This is a genomic window from Actinospica robiniae DSM 44927, from assembly GCF_000504285.1.
Taxonomy (GTDB): domain Bacteria; phylum Actinomycetota; class Actinomycetes; order Streptomycetales; family Catenulisporaceae; genus Actinospica; species Actinospica robiniae.
Window position 1 is genome coordinate 5283543 of the sequence record NZ_KI632511.1, and the last position, 16750, is coordinate 5300292.

The window sequence follows — 16750 nt, forward strand, 5'->3', positions numbered from 1 at the left end:
TCCGTTCACCTTCGCTCTCACGACGGTAACGACCGGCACTGACAGACAGGACGGGCCAGGTTTTTACTACTTCTTTGCCTTGTCCGCCGGGCTGTCGGAGTCGGAGGAGAGCGCGGCGATGAAGGCCTCCTGCGGGACCTCCACCCGGCCGACCATCTTCATCCGCTTCTTGCCCTCCTTCTGCTTCTCCAGCAGCTTGCGCTTACGCGAGATGTCGCCGCCGTAGCACTTCGCCAGCACGTCCTTGCGCATCGCCCGGACCGTCTCGCGGGCGATCACCCGGGCGCCGATGGCCGCCTGGATCGGCACCTCGAACTGCTGACGCGGGATCAGGTCCTTGAGCCGCTCGGCCATCTTCACGCCGTAGTTGTAGGAGCGGTCCTTGTGCACGATCGCGGAGAAGGCGTCGACCTTCTCGCCGTGCAGCAGGATGTCCACCTTCACCAGGTCGGCCTGCTGCTCGCCGTCCACGTCGTAGTCGAACGAGGCGTAGCCGCGGGTCTTGGACTTGAGCTGGTCGAAGAAGTCGAAGATGATCTCGCCGAGCGGCAGGGTGTAGCGCAGCTCGACCCGGTCCTCGGACAGGTAGTCCATCCCGAGCAGGTTGCCGCGGCGACCCTGGCACAGCTCCATGATCGCGCCGATGTAGTCGCTCGGGGCCAGCACGGTGGCGCGCACGGTCGGCTCGAAGACCTCGGCGATCTTGCCGTCGGCCGGGAACTCGCTCGGGTTGGTGACGATGTGCTCCTCGCGGCTCTCCATCACCACCCGGTAGACCACGTTCGGCGCGGTGGCGATCAGGTCGAGGTTGAACTCGCGCTCGAGCCGCTCCCGGATGATCTCCAGGTGCAGCAGGCCGAGGAAGCCGACCCGGAAGCCGAAGCCGAGCGCCGCCGAGGTCTCCGGCTCGTAGACCAGGGCCGCGTCGTTGAGCTGGAGCTTGTCCAGGGCGTCGCGCAGCTCCGGGTAGTCGGAGCCGTCGATCGGGTAGATGCCGGAGAACACCATCGGCTTCGGTTCCTTGTACCCGGTCAGCGCTTCGGTGGCGCCCTTGTGCTGCGCGGTGATGGTGTCGCCGACCTTCGACTGGCGCACGTCCTTCACGCCGGTGATCAGGTAGCCCACCTCGCCCGGGCCGAGGCCGTCGGCCGGCTTGGGCTCGGGCGAGATGACGCCGATCTCCAGCAGCTCGTGGGTGGCGCCGGTGGACATCATCAGGATGCGCTCGCGCTTGGAGAGATAGCCGTCCACCACCCGGACGTAGGTGACCACGCCGCGGTAGGAGTCGTAGACCGAGTCGAAGATCATCGCCCGGCTCTTGCCGGCGACGTCGCCGGTCGGCGACGGCAGGGTGCGCACCACGTGGTCGAGCAGCGCGGGCACGCCCTCGCCGGTCTTGCCGGAGACCCGCAGCACGTCCTCGGGCTCGCAGCCGATCAGCTTGGCGAGCTCCTCCGAGTACTTCTCCGGCTGCGCGGCCGGCAGGTCGATCTTGTTGAGCACCGGAACGATCGTCAGATCGTTCTCCAGCGCCATGTACAGGTTCGCCAGCGTCTGCGCCTCGATCCCCTGCGCCGCGTCCACCAGCAGGATCGCGCCCTCGCAGGCGGCCAGCGAGCGGGAGACCTCGTAGGTGAAGTCCACGTGGCCGGGCGTGTCGATCATGTTGAGCACGTGCGTGACGCCCTCGACCTGCCAGGGCAGCCGCACGGCCTGGGACTTGATGGTGATCCCGCGTTCGCGCTCGATGTCCATCCGGTCGAGGTACTGGGCGCGCATCTGCCGCTCGTCGACGACGCCGGTCAGCTGCAGCATCCGGTCTGCCAGGGTGGACTTGCCGTGGTCGATGTGCGCGATGATGCAGAAGTTGCGGATCAGCGCGGGGTCCGTCTTCGACGGCTGCGGGATGTTGGACGGCAGGGCAGGCACGCGGACAATCCATTCGACTGGTAGGGACCGCCACCATGGTCCCATAGCGAGCTTCCCGGGGAACCACCGAAGAGCTCCGCGCCGCGACGCGGGGCGAATCGGCCACGCCGTCCTCGGAGACTGGCACAATCGCCGCATGAGCCCCGTGAGCCGTAGCCGCAAGCCGAAGCGCCCCGTGAAGCCCGCGCACCATGTACCCGCCTCTCCGTACTCGCACGTGGTGGAGGAGGCCAAGGCGCTGCTCGACCCCGAGACCGAGGTGATGGACGCGGAGCTGTGGGCCTCCTTCGTCCTGGGCGGGGTGTTCGACGCCGCCTGGCGCGAGGCCGAGGAGACCGAGGACGACCCGGACGAGCTGTTCGAGCGGATGCTCGGGGAGCTGCTGGACTACCTGGCCAAGCAGAAGCGCCGGCCGGAGGCGCTGGCCGGGCTGCGCGCGCTGGTCATGGTGGGCGAGGAGTGGAGCCGGCAGGAGGCGCTGGACGCGGCCAACTGGCTGGCCGAGCAGGGGCTGAAGGAGCCGGCCTGGCTGCGCCAGGCGGAGGAGGTCAAGCCGGTCGCGGTGTTCCGGGCGGGCGACCTGTTCGGCGACGTCGGCGCGGTGAACCTGGGCTTCTCCCGGGGCGGGCAGCAGCACACCGTCTGCTGCTACGTGGCCGACCGGGGCGGTCCGGTGCTCGACCGGGTGCTGATCGTGGCCGGTTCGGCCGAGTCGCTGGCCGAGGAGATGCGGGCCGAGGACGAGGAGCAGGGCCTGCACGTGAGCCGGCTGGAGCTGGAGGCGGCGCGCACGCTGCTGGCCGAGGCGGTCGACCGGCTGCTGTCCGAGGGCCCGGACGATCCGGAGGAGTTGGCCGAGCTGGCCGAGGAGGCCGGGCTCGACCCGGAGGAGCTGGAGATGACCAGCCCGGTGGGCCTGTGGCCGCTGGTGGCGGCCCGGCTCGACTTGCTGCCCGAGCCGCCGGTGGCGCAGACCGCGGTGGGCAGCGCCGAGGACGTGCACGAGACGGTGGCCGCGTTCCTGGGCTCGGGCCCGGCCGCGGACCTGGACCGGGACTTCGCCGGCGCGTTGGCCACCGTGATGGCCGACGCCGCGGCGCTGAGCGACCGGACCGCGGTGGGCTTCGGGCCGCAGAGCCTCGGCGGCTTCCTGCTCGAGGAGTTCGCCGAGTCGATCGTGCTCACCGACGCCGAGCTCATCGAGGCGCGCGCGGTGATCCCGGCCTGGGCCGAGTTCACCAACGGCCGGCGCGGCTTCGGCGAGGAGGGCATGCGGCTGTGGCGCGAGGCGCTGCCGCAGCTGCTCGAGGCCTTCGTGGACGTCTACGAGGACCCGGAGATGGCCGCCCTGCGCGCGGAGTTCGAGGCGGTGCCGGTGCGCGAGTACCAGGTCAACGCCGGTGCGGACCTCTCTGAGCTGCTGGCCCAGCTGGTGGCCGAGGCGCGCAGTGCCGAGGGCCTCGACGACGAGGACGAAGACGAGGACGAGTAACGAGACGGAGAACCGGCGGACGCCGTCGGCGGGTCGGAGATAGGGTCGTTCGACATCATGATGAAGCTGCTGCACGCCGCGGACCTGCACATCGACAGCCCGCTGCGCGGGCTCGAGCGCTACCCGGACGCCCCGGCCGACCTGTTGCGCGGCGCCACCAGGCGGGCGACCGAGAACCTGGTGGCGCTGGCCCGGTCGGAACGGGTGGACGCCGTGCTGCTGGCCGGCGACGTCTTCGACGGGGACTGGCGCGACTTCGAGACGGCGCTGTTCTTCCGGCGCCAGCTGGTCGCGTTGGAGGAGGCCGGGATCCCGGTCTACCTGGTCTCCGGGAACCACGACGCGGCCAGCCAGATCAGCAGGACCCTGTCGTACCCGGCGAACGTCACCGTGTTCGACACCCTGCGCCCGCAGACCGCGCGCCCGGCGGCCGACGCGGGCTTCGTCGTGCACGGGCAGGGCTACGCCCGCCGGGACGTGACGGAGAATCTCGCCGTCGGCTACCCGGCGGCGATCCCGGGCCTGTTCAACATAGGTCTACTGCACACCGCGCTGACCGGCCGGGACGGGCACGACCGGTACGCGCCGTGCACCGAGCAGGAGCTCACGGCGCTCGGCTACGACTACTGGGCGCTCGGCCACGTGCACACCCGTGAAGAGGTCTCCACCGCGCCGCACATCGTCTTCCCGGGCAACATCCAGGGCCGGCACGCGAAGGAGGACGGGCCCAAGGGCTGCACGCTGATCACCGTCCGACCGGGCCGGACCGAGCTGGAGCACCGGGATCTGGACGTGGTGCGCTGGGCCCGGCTCGAGGTGGACGCGAGCGGCGCGGCCGATCTGGACGAGGTGTGCGCCCTGGCCCGGGAAGAACTCGACCGGGCGCGGGCCGAGGCGGGCAAGCCGCTGGCCGCGCGGATCGTGGTGGTGGGCCGTTCCGAGGCGCACGCGGAGCTGTGGCGGGAGCGCGAGCGGCTCGGCGCCGAACTGCGCGCGCTCGCCCAGGATTACGACGACGTGTGGCTGGAGAAGGTGCGCGCCGCCACGTCGCCGCCGCAACTGGCCACGGACCCGGCTGAAGAAGGCGCCGGCGCGGGCGAACTGGTCCGGGGGATCCTGCAGACCGCGCGGGAGCTGCGCGCGGACGAGGACTCGCTGCGCAAGGCGATCGAGAAGAGCGACCTGTGGGGCAAGCTCCCGCCCGAGGCGCGCGGCCGGGACCGGCTCGACGTCACGGATGCGTCGTGGTGCGGGCAGCTGCTCGACGAAGCCTCCGATCTGCTCACCGCGCTGCTGGAGGAGAAGTCGGCATGAGGATCAGAAGCCTGAATCTGGTCCGCTACGGCCGGTTCACCGATCGCGCCCTGGACTTCTCCGCACCCGGCCTGCACGTGGTCGTGGGGGCGAACGAGGCGGGCAAGTCGACGCTGCGCTCCTCGGTCGGCGAACTGCTCTACGGCATCCATCCGCAGACGAAGCTCGACTTCCTGCACGCCATGCAGGATCTGCGGATAGACGCGGTCTTACAGGGTACTGACGGCACCGTGCTCGAAGTGGTGCGGCTGAAGAAGAACAAGGACCCGCTGCGCACGCCGGACGACCAGCCGCTACCGCAGGGGACGCTGGAGAGCCTGCTGGCCGGTGTCGACAAGGACGACTTCCTCCACGTGTTCGCCCTCGATCACGAGGAGGTGCGGGCCGGTGGGCAAGCGCTACTCAAGGGCGAGGGGGACCTCGGCGAGGCCCTGTTCGAGAGCCGGTCGAGCGCACGGCTGACCTCGATCCAGGAGCGACTGCGCGAGCAGTACAAGGACCTTTACACTTCGCGCGGCAAGAACCAGCCGCTCAATCTGCTGCTGGGCACGAACGGCCGCGTGGCTCAAGCGAAGCGCGAACGCGAGTCGGCGCTGCTCGATCCGCGCGAGTACCAACGGATCCGGGACGCGGCGGAGCAGGCGCGCGCCGACCTGCTGGAACTGACCGGCACACTGCGCGCGGACCAGACCGAGCTGAATCGGATGCGTCGGATCCGCCAGGCCTACACGGCCGTGAGCGAGCGCACGCGGCTGGCGAACGACCGCGCCGCGCTGCTGCTGCAAGGCACGGCGGCACCGGCCCATGCTCAGGACACTTACAGCGAACTCGACAAGGACCGCAGGGCTCTGACCGACGGCGAAGGCGCGGCACACAGCGAACTCGAGAAGATCGAGACGCAGCTCGCCGAGCTCCAGCTGCGCGCGGAAGCCGCCGGCGTGCTCACCAGTGAGGGTGCGTCATCGGGCCCTGAGTACGTCGCCCGGCTCGAGGATCTGCTGGTGCAGGTGGAGGATCTGCGCGACACCGGTCGGGAAGCCGACGTGCGCTGGGATGAGGCACGCAAGACGGTCCTCAAGCGCGAGCAGGAGCTGGCCAGGCACGAGGCCGCTTTCGCCGAACTGGCCGCTCCGGTGGATTCGACTGCGCTGCGCGCCGGACTGAGGGCACTGCCGGAAGGGCTGACCGCTCGGGTCGAAAGCCTTCGCCGGCAAGCGGATGCGGCGCAGAAGAAGCTGGCGACGGCGCGCAAGCGGCACACTCGCTTCGCGCTGCCGGAAGAGCTCGGCGCGCTGCCGATGCCGGGCGAGCGCGAGTTGGCGGCGCAGCTCAAGCGGATCGCCGAGGCCGAGGCTCGGTTGGCTGAGGCCACTCGCCGGCTCGACGAGGAGACCGCGCGGGAGCGCGAGCAGCGACGCACACTGGACAACTTCCTCGCGCAGGACCCGCCGCCGTCCGAGGAGGACCTCGAGCAGATCAGGGCTCGGCGAAACCAGCTGTGGACCCGACTGCGGCCGAGCCTGTTGGAGGGCAACGCATCTTCGTCGCCGGAGTTCGTGCCCGAATACGAGGCGGCCGTCTCAGCCGGGGACGAGACGGCAGACCGGATGCGCCGCGAGGCTCAGCGCCTGGCCGAGCGGCGCGGGCTGGAACTGGCCGTGCGGGAGTCCGCGGATCGCGTCGTCGAACTCGATGATGCTCTCGCGGTGGCGCGAGCTGCCCGGGACGAACTCGACATCGACTGGCGGCGGCTGTGGGAGCCCAGTGCCATCGCCTCGCCGGCACCGGAAGCTGCGGACGACCTGATGCGCGCATGGGCGGAGCTGCGCGAACTCGCCGACGCGCACGCCCAGCACCTCCTCGATCTCACGGCTGACGAAGCAGCGTCCGACACCCATGCCGCACGCCTGCGCGTGCTGTTGACCGAAGCCGGAGTGAGCAATGTCAGCGCCAGCCTCAGCCTGCCGGAGCTGCGCGAACTCGCGGACCAGCGGGAGACGCGGCTGGCCGAAGCCGCGCGCGAGCACGCGGCGGGGATCGCCAAGATCAGCGACGTGCGGGCCGAACTCGGCGAAGCGCAGCGCGAAGAGAGCGAGATCGCAGAGTTCGTCGAAGGCATCAAGCGAGCCTGGGCGCAGCTGACCGCCGCGCACGGCGTCGACGGCACTCCGGACGTCGTCAAGACTGCGATCGAGCGGATGCTCAAGGTCGAAGAGGACCGGTCGCGGCTGCACGCGCAGCGCGAGGACCTCGGCTCGGCGCTGCGCAAGACGCAGGAGCAGCAGGAGCGGACGCAAGCCGACTTCCAGCGGCTGCTGGGCGAATGCGGAGCCGAATCAGAGGACGATCTCCGCGAGGCCATCGCCCGCGGCACGCAGCTGCGCCGCATCGAGGACCGGCTGGAGTCGGTGCTGACCGCGTTGGACGGGCAGGGCTTGAGCATCGAGCAGCTCGAGCGTGAGGTGGCCGAGCACGATGTGGACGAACTCGACGCGCTGATCGCCGAGCGGGAGAAGACCGTCGAAGCACTCGACGACACCCGCGCCGCGAAGAACACCGAGCTGGCGCAACGCGAACAGGACCTGCGCCGGATGGACGGTTCGGCCGCGGCGGCCGAGAAGGCCGAAGCCGTGGAACAGGAACTGGCCTCCGTCGTCGCCCACAGTCAGGAGTACCTGCGGCTCTACCTCGCCGAACGTCTGCTGCTGGAGAACATCGAGACCTACCGCCAGCAGCACCAGGGGCCCGTGCTCAACCGGGCCCAGCAGGTCTTCGCCGAGCTCACCAGCGGCCGTTTTGCACAGCTTGTGGACGACACCGGCCCCGACGGCAAGGCCGTGCTGCGCGCACGGCGTGCGGCAGACGGCGGCGCGGACGGCGCGCTCGTCGGCGTCGAGGGGATGAGCGAAGGCACCCGCGACCAGCTGTACCTCGCCCTGCGGCTGGCCACCCTGGAGCGGTACGCCGACGAGGGCCGGGCGATGCCGCTGCTGCTCGACGACGTGCTGATGACTTTCGACGACGGGCGCTCGGCCGCGGCTCTGCGCGTGTTCGACGAGCTGTCCGAGCGGTTCCAGGTGATCCTGCTCACCCACCACACGCACCTGATCGACGTCGCGGCCGGAGTGCTGCCGGCCGAGCGCCTGCACGTCCACCGCGTCGGGTAGCCGGGTGGGGCTTGCTCTGGGCGCGAGGCGGCCGGAACGACCTTCGGCCGCTGGTAGACTGGCGATCGCGTGGCCTCGTAGTGCGGTGTTGCCAGCCTGAGCAACCAGTGGTGATCAGACACCGCACGGTCGGCCCCGAACGGGAGATCCGGCTCGCCGCGCTTACCACGGAGTTCCAACAGAAGAGGCTGTCTCACACTCATGGCTAACATCAAGTCGCAGATCAAGCGGATCAAGACCAACGAGAAGGCCCGGCTGCGCAACAAGGCGTACAAGTCCGAGCTGAAGACGGCGATCCGCCGCACCCGCGAGGCCGTCGCCGCCGGCGACCTGGCCAAGGCGCAGGAGGCGGCCGCGTTCGCGTCCCGCAAGCTGGACAAGGCCGTCTCGAAGGGCGTCATCCACGCCAACCAGGCCGCCAACAAGAAGTCCGCGCTGGCCAAGGCCGTCAACACGATCAACGCCTGATCTGGCTGATCTCCCCGAGGCCCCGCCGTCCGATTCGGACGCGCGGGGCCTCGGTCGTTCTCCGGACGCGTCCTAGAGGGTGAGCACCAGCTTCTCCAGCGCGTAGCCCGGATCCGCGCCGGCGCCCTTGACCGCCGCGTCGGCCGCGGCGACCGCGCGCATCGCCGTGGCCAGCCGGGCCGGATTCCAGCTGCGGGCCTGCTTGCGCAGCTTGTCCACCTGCCACGGCGGCAGCCCCAGGTCGCGCGCGCCGCCGCCGGACGCCGCGACCTTGCCGAGCCGGCGCAGCCCGGTGGCCAGCGCGCTCACGATCAGCACCGGCGCGACGCCGGTGTCGAGCGCGAACCGCAGCTGCTCCAGCGCCTCGTAGCGCCGGCCCTCGATCGCCAGGTCCGCGATGGTGAAGCCGGAGACCTCGGCGCGCCCCTGGTAGTAGCGCGCCACCACCGACTCGTCCACCGTGCCCTCGGTGTCCGCGGCCAGCTGGCTCACCGCCGCGGCGAGCTCGCGCAGATCCGAGCCGATCGCGTCGGCCAACGCGCGGGCGGCCTCGTCCGTCACCGCGCGCTTGGACCGGCGGAACTCGCTCTTGACGAAGCCGACCCGGTCCCCCGGCTTGGTCAGCTTCGGGCAGTCGACCACGTTCGGCTTGTGCTTGCGCACCGCGTCCAGCAGCGCCTTGCCCTTGGCGCCGCCGCTGTGCACCAGCACCAGCACCGTGGTGTCCGCCGGGTCGCCTAGGTAGCGGGTGACCTCGGTCGCCTGATCTGCCGTCAGATCCTGCACCGCGCGCAGGATCACCACCTTCGCCTCGCCGAACAGCGAGGGCGAGACCAGCTCGGCGAAGGAGCCCGCGGCGAGCTGCCCCGGGGCGGTGTCGCAGATCTCCACGGCCGGGTCGGCCGCCCGGGCCGCGGCCACCACCTCGGCCACGGCCCGGTCGGCGAGCAGCTCCTCCGGGCCGGTGACCAGGGTGAGCGGGGGAACCGTCACGCCCCCGCCTCACTCGCCTCCGCGTCGGCCGCCGCGGTCTCGGCGCCCTCCGCGTCCGCCGGGTCGAGCACGCCGACCGTGGCGCACACCCACGCCAGCGCGAAGGCCTCCTGCCGCCAGGCGTCGTAGCGCCCCGACTTGCCGCCGTGGCCGGCCGACTCCATGTCGGTCTTGAGCAGGATGTCGGAGGTGCTCCCGTTCAGCGCCGTCACCCTCAGCCGGGCGACCCACTTGGCCGGCTCGTGGTACCCGACACGCGTGTCGTTCACGCTGGTGCGCACCAGTATGGCCGGGTAGTGCACCGGCTCGACGTTCTCGTACGGGCTGTAGGACTTCATGTAGGCGTAGACCTCGGCCGACTCGAGCGGGTTGCCCCACTCCTCCCACTCCATCACCGTCAGCGGCAGGCTCGGGTCCAGGATGGTGTTGAGCGCGTCCACGAACGGGACCTCGGCCAGCACGCCGTGCCACAGCTCCGGCGCCAGGTTCGCGGCCGCGCCCATGAGCAGGCCGCCGGCCGAGCCGCCGCGCGCGATCAGCCGCTCCGGCGAGGTCCAGCCCTGCTCGACCATGGCCCGGCCGGCCGCCACGAAGTCGGTGAAGGTGTTGCGCTTGTGCAGCAGCTTGCCCTGCTCGTACCAGATCCGGCCCATCTCGCCGCCGCCGCGCACGTGCGCGATCGCGAACACGAACCCGCGGTCGAGCAGGCTCAGGCGGGCCACCGAGAAGTACGGGTCGATCGACGACTCATAGGAGCCGTACCCGTAGAGCAGGCAAGGCGCATTGCCGTCGGGCACCAGGCCCTTGCGATGCACCACCGAGACCGGGACCTTCGTGCCGTCCTCGGCCGTGGCCCATACCCGGCGCTGCTCGTACTCGTCCGGGTCGAACCCGCCGAGCACCGGAGTGCGCTTGAGCAGCGTCAGCTCGCCGGTCGAGATCTCGTAGTCGTACACGGACGAAGGCGTCACCATCGAGGTGTAGCCCAGTCGCAGCCGGTCCGAGTGGTACTCCGGGTTGGCCCCGGTGCCCACGGTGTAGATCGGCTCCTCGAAGGCGATCGGCACGCCGACGGCGCTCGGCACCCCGTCCTCGAACGGGTGCACGGCCACGCCGGTCAGGCCGTCCTTGCGGTAGGAGACCACGAAGTGGTCGGCGAACACCTCGGCCTCCACCAGCCGCACGCCCGCGTCGTGCGGGATCAGCGGCGTCCACTCGCCCGGCTCGCCGATCGGCGCCGTGGCCAGCTCGAAGTTCTCGCCGCCCGCGTTGTGCACGACGAACAGCACGTCGCGCGACGCGTCGTCCGGGTGCGCCCAGTGGTCCACCGAGTACTCGACGCCGGTCTCGCGCGCCCGCACGAGCCGGAACTCGCCGAGCGGGGCGTCGGCCGGCAGCAGCCAGGACTCGCTGGTGATCTTCGAGCCGAGCTCGATCCCGATGTAGCGCTCGCTGCGGGTGAGCCCGACCCCGAGCCAGAACTTCTCGTCGGACTCCTCGTAGACCACCACGTCCTGCTCGGCCGGGGTGCCGATGACGTGCCGCATCACCCGGTAGGGCCGCCAGGCCTCGTCCGCGACCGTGTAGAAGAGCACGGAGTTGTCGATCGACCAGGCCGTCGAGTAGTGCACGTCCGGGATGACGTCGGCCAGATCGGCTCCGGTGGCGAGATCCCGCACCCGCAGGGTGAAGCGCTCATCGCCGTCGAAGTCGGTCGAGTACGCCAGCAGGCGGTCGTCCGGGGAGAGGTCGTAGGAGCCGAGGGAGAAGAAGTCGTGCCCCTCGGCCAGTACGTTCCCGTCCAGCAGGATCTGCTCGCCGGGCAGCGCCGAGCCGTCCTCGGACAGCTCCGGCGGGTTCGGCCCGGAGGCCGCGAGCCGGCAGTGAATGCCGTACTGCTTGCCCTCCTCGGTCCGGGAGTAGTGCCACCAGTCGCCCTTGCGCTCCGGCACGGACAGGTCGGTCTCCTTGGTGCGCCGCTTGATCTCCTGGAAGATCCGCTCGCGCAGTCCCGCCTGCCCGGCCGTGGCCTCGGTGGTGAACGCGTTCTCCGCTTCGAGGTAAGCGGTGGTGTCCTTGTCGTCCTTGTCGATCAGCCAGTAATAGGGGTCCACAACTAGGTCGGAGTGCTGGACACGCTCATGCGGCACGGTTTTGGCGACGGGTGGCTTCATAGGTCGATCCTAAGACCCGGACCCGACAGCCGACCCGAATATCGCCACGGCGCGTGGAGCGCGCTCCGGCTCAGTACTGCGGGGGCTGCAGCACCGCCGCCAGCTGCTCGCCCTGCTTGCCCGGCATCATCGTGGCCACCATCGAGCCGTCGGTGAAGTGCAGCTCCGCCCGCGGCGTACGCCCGTGCTTGAGAGCCTCCTTGCCGCCCTCCAGCCGCACGCCGGCGATCGCCGTGCGCGGTACCGCGTAGACGAGGCGCATGGCGGCTCCGCCGAGCCGAGCACCACGGAAGACGAGGTAGCGCTGGTTGGTGACGGCCCCGTAGGCGCCGGGACCGTAGTCCTCGGAGGTGGCCCGGATGTAGCGGATGAGCCAGCCCGCCTGGCTCACCCAGCCGCCGACGAACACCGGCCCGGCCAGCGCCTTGAACATCGCGTCGGTGGCCTTCTCGGCGAGCTTCTCGGAGAGCGCCTCGCCCGGGGCCACCGCCCACTTGATGCCGCGGTTCATCTTGCCGCTGGCCCGGTTGATGTCGCCGAGCAGGTGGTGCTGGCCCTCGATGGCGATCTTCAGCTCGTGCGGCGTCTCCTCGATGGTGGAGTCGAGCTTGAGCATGAAGCCGTAGAAGACCTGCTCGCCCGGCTGCAGGAAGGGGCCGGCGCCGGTGAGGAAGGCGTCGCGCACCTTGGGCAGGTTCGGCGGCGGCGGGAACGAGACCGGCGCGCCGCCGGACTGGTCCATCGGCGGCAGAGTCGCCGAGGACTGGGAGGAGGAGGGCGAGAACTGCTGCGGGATCTGCGGGGCGGGCGGCTGCTGCGGCTGCGGATACTGCGGCTGCTGTTGCGGCGGGGCCGGCGGGGCCATCGGCGCCTGGACGGCGCCGGAGCTCTGGCCGAACGGCGGGACGTAAGCCTGCTGCGGCGGGGGCTGCTGCTGGAACTGCGGCTGAGGCTGCTGCTGCTGCTGGGGCGGAGCGTAGGGCTGCTGCGGCGGGGCGTACTGCTGCGGGTAAGGCTGCTGCGGGTACTGCGGGGGCGGCGGAGCGTACTGCTGCGGAGCCGGGGGCTGCGGCGGGTAGGGCTGCTGCGGATACTGCGGCTGCGCGTACTGCTGCTGCGCGTACTGCTGCTGCTGTGGGTACGGCTGCTGGGGCATCGGCGGCGGGTACGCGGGGGCCGGGTACTGCGGCTGCGGGTATTGCTGCGGCGGGTAAGGCTGCTGCGGATACTGCGGCTGCGCATACTGCTGCGGCGGCACGTACTGCTGCTGCGGCGGCGGGGCGTACTGAGCCGGCGCGCCGTAATGAGGGGCCTGATGGCCTGGCGCCGCGACTGGCTGCTGCGGCGCGTCGACCGGTTCCGGCTCAGGTGTCCACTGCTGCGGGAACTGCTGAGCCGACTGGTCCATGACCCCACCCGTAATCTCTAGACAATGAACTGATTCAAAGCCATCCGAGTCTAGAGATTGGACTACATACGGGCAAGGGGGCTGACATGGACCGGATGCTCCGCGTGACTCCGACGGCCGCGACGGCTGTGGCCGCGGCGCCGCTCGGACGGCGTCGGCTCAGCCGTCGGGACGACGCCGTCGCCCTTGGCCGCGCTCACCGGGATCGGCGCGCTCGGGCCGTCGGGAGCGCCGATGAGCACCATTCCGTCGACGTCGGTGCGCAGGACCCGGGCGCCGTCCGCGCCGGCCAGGTACACCGTGCGCGGCGAGGGGTGGCCGTACGGGTTGCCCGCGCCCACCGAGATGACGCTGACGCTCGGGTGCACCGCCGCGAGGAACGCCGGGTCCTGATTCGCGCTGCCGTGGTGCGGGACCTTGAGTACGTCGGCGGCGAGGTACTGCGCCCGATCCGCCAGCAGGATCTGCTGTACCGGCGTCTCGATGTCGCCCGTGAGCAGGATCCGCAGCGGGCCCTTGCCGGCCTCGACGGTCAGGGCCATGACGATGGAGGAGTTGTTGGGGCCCGAGTTCTCGCCCGGTCCGTCCTCGGCCATGCCGCCGCCGGGCCCCGCCATGCCCGGCATGCCGCCCGAGCCCCTGGCGTCGCCGCCTTCCGACGGCGTGAGCGGATGTCCGGCCTGCGGCCACAGCACCCGCCAGGACAGCGGCCCGATCGTGCGCTGCTCGTCCGGCATCACCCGGGCGACCGGGATCCCGGCGGCCGCGGCGATCCGGCGCACCTGGTCCGCCCCCGAGGGCGGATCGTCCACCGTCGTGGTCTCGATCGCGCCGACGCTGCGGCCCTTGATCAGTCCCGGCAGGCCGTCGATGTGGTCGGCGTGGAAGTGGGTGAGGATGACCAGCGGGATCCGGGTGATGCCCAGCCGCGTCGCGCAGGCGTCCTCCTTCGCCGCGTCCGGGCCGGTGTCCACGGCCACCGCCTCGCCGGGGCCGAGCGCCAGGAAGAGCGCGTCGCCCTGGCCGACGTCGCAGGCGGCCAGGATCCAGGGCGCCGGTGCGCCCGGCGGCGTGCACTGGCGCAGCAGGAGCACTGTGCCGAGCAGCGTCACCGTCAGCAGGCAGACGAGCGCGATCGTCGAGAATCCGCCCTGCTTTCGGTACCGGCCTGTCAGCTCCCCTCCGGACGTCAGGCCGCTCGTCCCCGCCGCGCCGCTCGCGCCCTTGGCCGTAGGCCGGTCGTGGGCGCCGCGCGAGCGAACGCGTGGGTCACCCATTCAGATCACCGAGAGGGCCATTGCGTTGCATGGCGCGGCAAAGTTTTACTCCGAGCGCGTAAACGAACAGGAGCGCGAAGCACCCGACCGCCCCGTTCGGCCACGGCACGGCGGCCCCGGGAATGCCCGCGATCATGCGCGCTACCAGGCAGATCCAGCGGGTGGGCCACTGCGCCAGCCACGCCGCGGCGGGTCCGGCGGGCGGGAAGAGCGCCTCGGCGGCCATGGCGGCCACGCCGAGCACGGTCGCGGGCGGCGCGGCCGGAACCGCTAGAACGTTCGCAGGCACCGAGAGCAGGGGCAGCCGGCCGGTGAAGGTGACCAGCAGCGGCTCGCAGTAGAGCTCCGCGGCCGCCGTGAACGCCGCGGCGGTCGCGATCGGGTTCGGCACGCCGCGGATGATCAGGCGGTCGCGCCAAGCCGGCGCGCTGATGAGCAGCCCCGCGGTGGCCGCGACGGACAGGATGAAGCCGTAAGCATTGGCCAGCCAGGGATCGAGGAGCAGCAGGATCAGCGCCGCGCCCGCCGTGGCGGTCAGCCCGCGGAAGCGCCGTCCGGTCGCCAGCGCGGTGCTGGCGAGCAACGCCGTCACCGTCGCCCGGACCATCGGCGGCCCGGGCCGGGCCAAGGCGGTGAAGCCGAGCGCGAGCAGCGCGCCGAAGAAGGCGAGAGCGCGGGCGCGCAGCCCGATCCGCTTGGCCAGCGGCAGCATCGCCGCGCTCACGAACATCAGGTTCTCCCCGGATACGACCGTCAGAAAGCTCAGCCCGGCGGTCTTGAGGTCTGCGGCGGTCTGCGGCGGTACGGCCGACGTGTCGCCGAGAGTGAGCGCGGGCAGCACCCCGGCCGGCTCCGGCGGCAGTCCGGCGACCGCTCGGCGCAGATCGGCGCGCAGCGAGCCGGCGAGGCGCTGCAGCAGGTCCGGGCCGCCGATGATCTGCGGGGCCTGATTCGCCAGGATCGTTGCGGTATCAGGGGAATCCGGGTCGCGCGGCGTGGCGAGGCGGCCGCTGAGGCGGATGCGCATCGACGGCAGCATCGCGGTCCACGCGGCGGTGTTCTGCGGAACTCGGGCGAAGGCGAGCACAGTCGCCTTCGCCCGCACTCGGTAGTCGTGGCCTCGATCCCCGTCGCCCGCTTGGGATTGCAGTTCCTCGATGCGGACGGGGATCAGAATCACGTTCTTGACGATCTTCGGGTCGCCGGTGACGGTGGCGTCGATCCGGGCATGCGCGCCGGACGCCGCGAGCACCGCGATCGGCCCGCCCCGTACCGCGTCCGCGCGCAGCGCAGCCGCGGTGGTGAGGACCGCGCCGACCAGCAGCGCCGCTCCGATCGGCAGCAGTACGACAGTGCCCGCATATCGACCCGGCACGCACAGGCAGCCGATGCCGGCGACGAAGACCGCGCCGGCCAGCACGTACGCGTCGACGCCGGGGAGGCTCAGCCCGAGCCGGGTGCCGACCAGGCCGGCGCACACAGGAGCCAGCAGCCGCAGATCGGGGACGTTCTTGCGCGGGCTCACAGCGCGAGCAAGGGTTCGACGGTCTGGAAGCGAGCGCCGCCGAAACCGCTGACCTGCTGCAGATCGTCGACGCTGCGGAAGGGACCGTGCTCGTTGCGGTAGTCGAGGATGCGCTGGGCGAGCGCCGGTCCGATACCCGGCAGCTGTTCGAGGTCTGCCAAGCTCGCCGAGTTCAGCCGCACCGGCGTGACCACCCCGCCGCCGCGCCCCTTGCCGCCGCGGCCCTGCGGCGCCGCGCCGGACGGATTCGGCGGCGGGCTGACGCCGACCAGGATCTGCTGGCCGTCGACGAGCACCTGGGCCTGGTTGAGCGTGGTCAGGTCGGTGCCCGGCCGCGCGCCGCCGGCCGCCGTGATCGCGTCGATCACCCGCGAGCCGGCCGGCAGCGTCCGCACCCCGGGTCGCGACACCTTTCCCTCCACGTCGACGACGACGCTCGGGCCCGCGTCGGCCCCGCCGGCCGGCACCGGACCGCCGTCGATCTGCGGGAGCGGCAGCGGCGTCGGCCGGCCCTGCGGCTGCTCGGGGGCGGGCCGGGGCGGCGGCAGCTCGGGCAGCGGAGCCGCGTCGCCGCTGTCCGTGCCCTGCGCCGCCGGGCGGGTACGTGCGACGGACAGCTCGTGCGGGCGGTCGCGCAGCCAGCTCCAGCCGCCGAGGACGAGCGCGGCCAGCAGCACGCTGACGGCGAGCACGACGGCGGTGGTGCGGTCCATGCTCCAGCGACCGCGCAGCGTGGCCGGCAGCCGGTCGGCGACGGCGGCCCGCCACCTCTCGGCCCGCGTCGGCGCGGCCCCGCCGACCTCAACGCCCGCCACGAGCGTCGAGCCGGTGCCCGCACCGCCCGCACCGCTGCCCGTGGCCCCGGCGCCGTCGCCGGCGGGCGTGGGCGCGAGCAGGGGCTCGGGCGTCGCCCATCGCCAGTGGTTGTCCTGATCCGTCATGGCCACGACGCTAGGCGCGGCTCCCGGCGGCGGGCGAGGCCGGATTGGCCGACTGTGGACAA

The 16750-nt window shown here is 71.5% G+C and carries 11 protein-coding genes; 4 read left to right on the plus strand and 7 right to left on the minus strand.

Annotated features, from left to right (window positions below; all coding sequences use genetic code 11):
* Positions 1–66: 66 nt before the first annotated feature.
* Positions 67–1929 carry a translation elongation factor 4 gene (lepA, locus tag ACTRO_RS22295; protein WP_034265915.1) on the minus strand — a complete coding sequence of 621 codons (1863 nt, stop codon included), beginning with the start codon at positions 1927–1929 and terminating at the stop codon, positions 67–69.
* A gap of 136 nt (positions 1930–2065) precedes the next feature.
* Between lepA and ACTRO_RS22300 the strand changes: the two genes are divergently transcribed.
* The 4 genes from ACTRO_RS22300 to rpsT all read left to right on the plus strand — a co-directional run bounded on the left by ACTRO_RS22300 (position 2066) and on the right by rpsT (position 8370).
* Positions 2066–3421, plus strand: a complete 1356-nt coding sequence (locus tag ACTRO_RS22300) for a hypothetical protein (RefSeq protein WP_157436370.1) — start codon at positions 2066–2068, stop codon at positions 3419–3421.
* Between the two features lie 57 nt (positions 3422–3478).
* Positions 3479–4735 (plus strand): metallophosphoesterase family protein, encoded by a 1257-nt coding sequence (locus ACTRO_RS22305; protein ID WP_211244381.1) that lies wholly within the window; start codon positions 3479–3481, stop codon positions 4733–4735.
* The gene (locus ACTRO_RS22310) at positions 4732–7902 is read left to right on the plus strand and encodes an ATP-binding protein (protein WP_034265921.1); all 3171 of its coding nucleotides are present in this window, start codon (positions 4732–4734) and stop codon (positions 7900–7902) included. The genes ACTRO_RS22305 and ACTRO_RS22310 overlap by 4 nt, the downstream gene beginning before the upstream one ends.
* A 201-nt stretch (positions 7903–8103) precedes the next feature.
* Positions 8104–8370 (plus strand): 30S ribosomal protein S20, encoded by a 267-nt coding sequence (gene rpsT / locus ACTRO_RS22315; RefSeq protein ID WP_034265924.1) that lies wholly within the window; start codon positions 8104–8106, stop codon positions 8368–8370.
* Between the two features lie 72 nt (positions 8371–8442).
* On the opposite strand, the gene holA is transcribed toward rpsT, so the two are convergent.
* The 6 genes from holA to ACTRO_RS22345 form a co-directional block, all read right to left on the minus strand.
* Positions 8443–9363, minus strand: coding sequence for a DNA polymerase III subunit delta (holA, locus tag ACTRO_RS22320; protein WP_034265928.1), 921 nt, complete (start codon positions 9361–9363; stop codon positions 8443–8445).
* Positions 9360–11537, minus strand: a complete 2178-nt coding sequence (locus tag ACTRO_RS22325; RefSeq protein WP_084316465.1) for a S9 family peptidase — start codon at positions 11535–11537, stop codon at positions 9360–9362. The genes holA and ACTRO_RS22325 overlap by 4 nt, the downstream gene beginning before the upstream one ends.
* Before the next feature lie 70 nt (positions 11538–11607).
* Positions 11608–12945, minus strand: coding sequence for a hypothetical protein (locus tag ACTRO_RS43685; RefSeq protein ID WP_051451207.1), 1338 nt, complete (start codon positions 12943–12945; stop codon positions 11608–11610).
* A gap of 62 nt (positions 12946–13007) precedes the next feature.
* Complete coding sequence (locus ACTRO_RS22335) at positions 13008–14222, minus strand: ComEC/Rec2 family competence protein (RefSeq protein WP_051451208.1); 1215 nt, start codon at positions 14220–14222, stop codon at positions 13008–13010.
* Complete coding sequence (locus ACTRO_RS43690; RefSeq protein ID WP_051451209.1) at positions 14215–15747, minus strand: ComEC/Rec2 family competence protein; 1533 nt, start codon at positions 15745–15747, stop codon at positions 14215–14217. The genes ACTRO_RS22335 and ACTRO_RS43690 overlap by 8 nt, the downstream gene beginning before the upstream one ends.
* On the minus strand, positions 15744–16688 hold the full coding sequence (locus tag ACTRO_RS22345; RefSeq protein WP_051451210.1) for a ComEA family DNA-binding protein: 945 nt from the start codon (positions 16686–16688) through the stop codon (positions 15744–15746). The genes ACTRO_RS43690 and ACTRO_RS22345 overlap by 4 nt, the downstream gene beginning before the upstream one ends.
* Positions 16689–16750 lie beyond the last annotated feature (62 nt).

Coding starts and splice junctions, on each gene's coding strand:
- ACTRO_RS22305 (WP_211244381.1), top strand. CDS start 3,479: ATGATGAAGCTGCTGCACGCCGCGGACCTGCACATCGACAGCCCGCTG.
- ACTRO_RS22300 (WP_157436370.1), top strand. CDS start 2,066: ATGAGCCCCGTGAGCCGTAGCCGCAAGCCGAAGCGCCCCGTGAAGCCC.
- ACTRO_RS43685 (WP_051451207.1), bottom strand. CDS start 12,945: ATGGACCAGTCGGCTCAGCAGTTCCCGCAGCAGTGGACACCTGAGCCG.
- ACTRO_RS22345 (WP_051451210.1), bottom strand. CDS start 16,688: ATGACGGATCAGGACAACCACTGGCGATGGGCGACGCCCGAGCCCCTG.
- rpsT (WP_034265924.1), top strand. CDS start 8,104: ATGGCTAACATCAAGTCGCAGATCAAGCGGATCAAGACCAACGAGAAG.
- ACTRO_RS22335 (WP_051451208.1), bottom strand. CDS start 14,222: ATGGGTGACCCACGCGTTCGCTCGCGCGGCGCCCACGACCGGCCTACG.
- ACTRO_RS22325 (WP_084316465.1), bottom strand. CDS start 11,537: ATGAAGCCACCCGTCGCCAAAACCGTGCCGCATGAGCGTGTCCAGCAC.
- ACTRO_RS22310 (WP_034265921.1), top strand. CDS start 4,732: ATGAGGATCAGAAGCCTGAATCTGGTCCGCTACGGCCGGTTCACCGAT.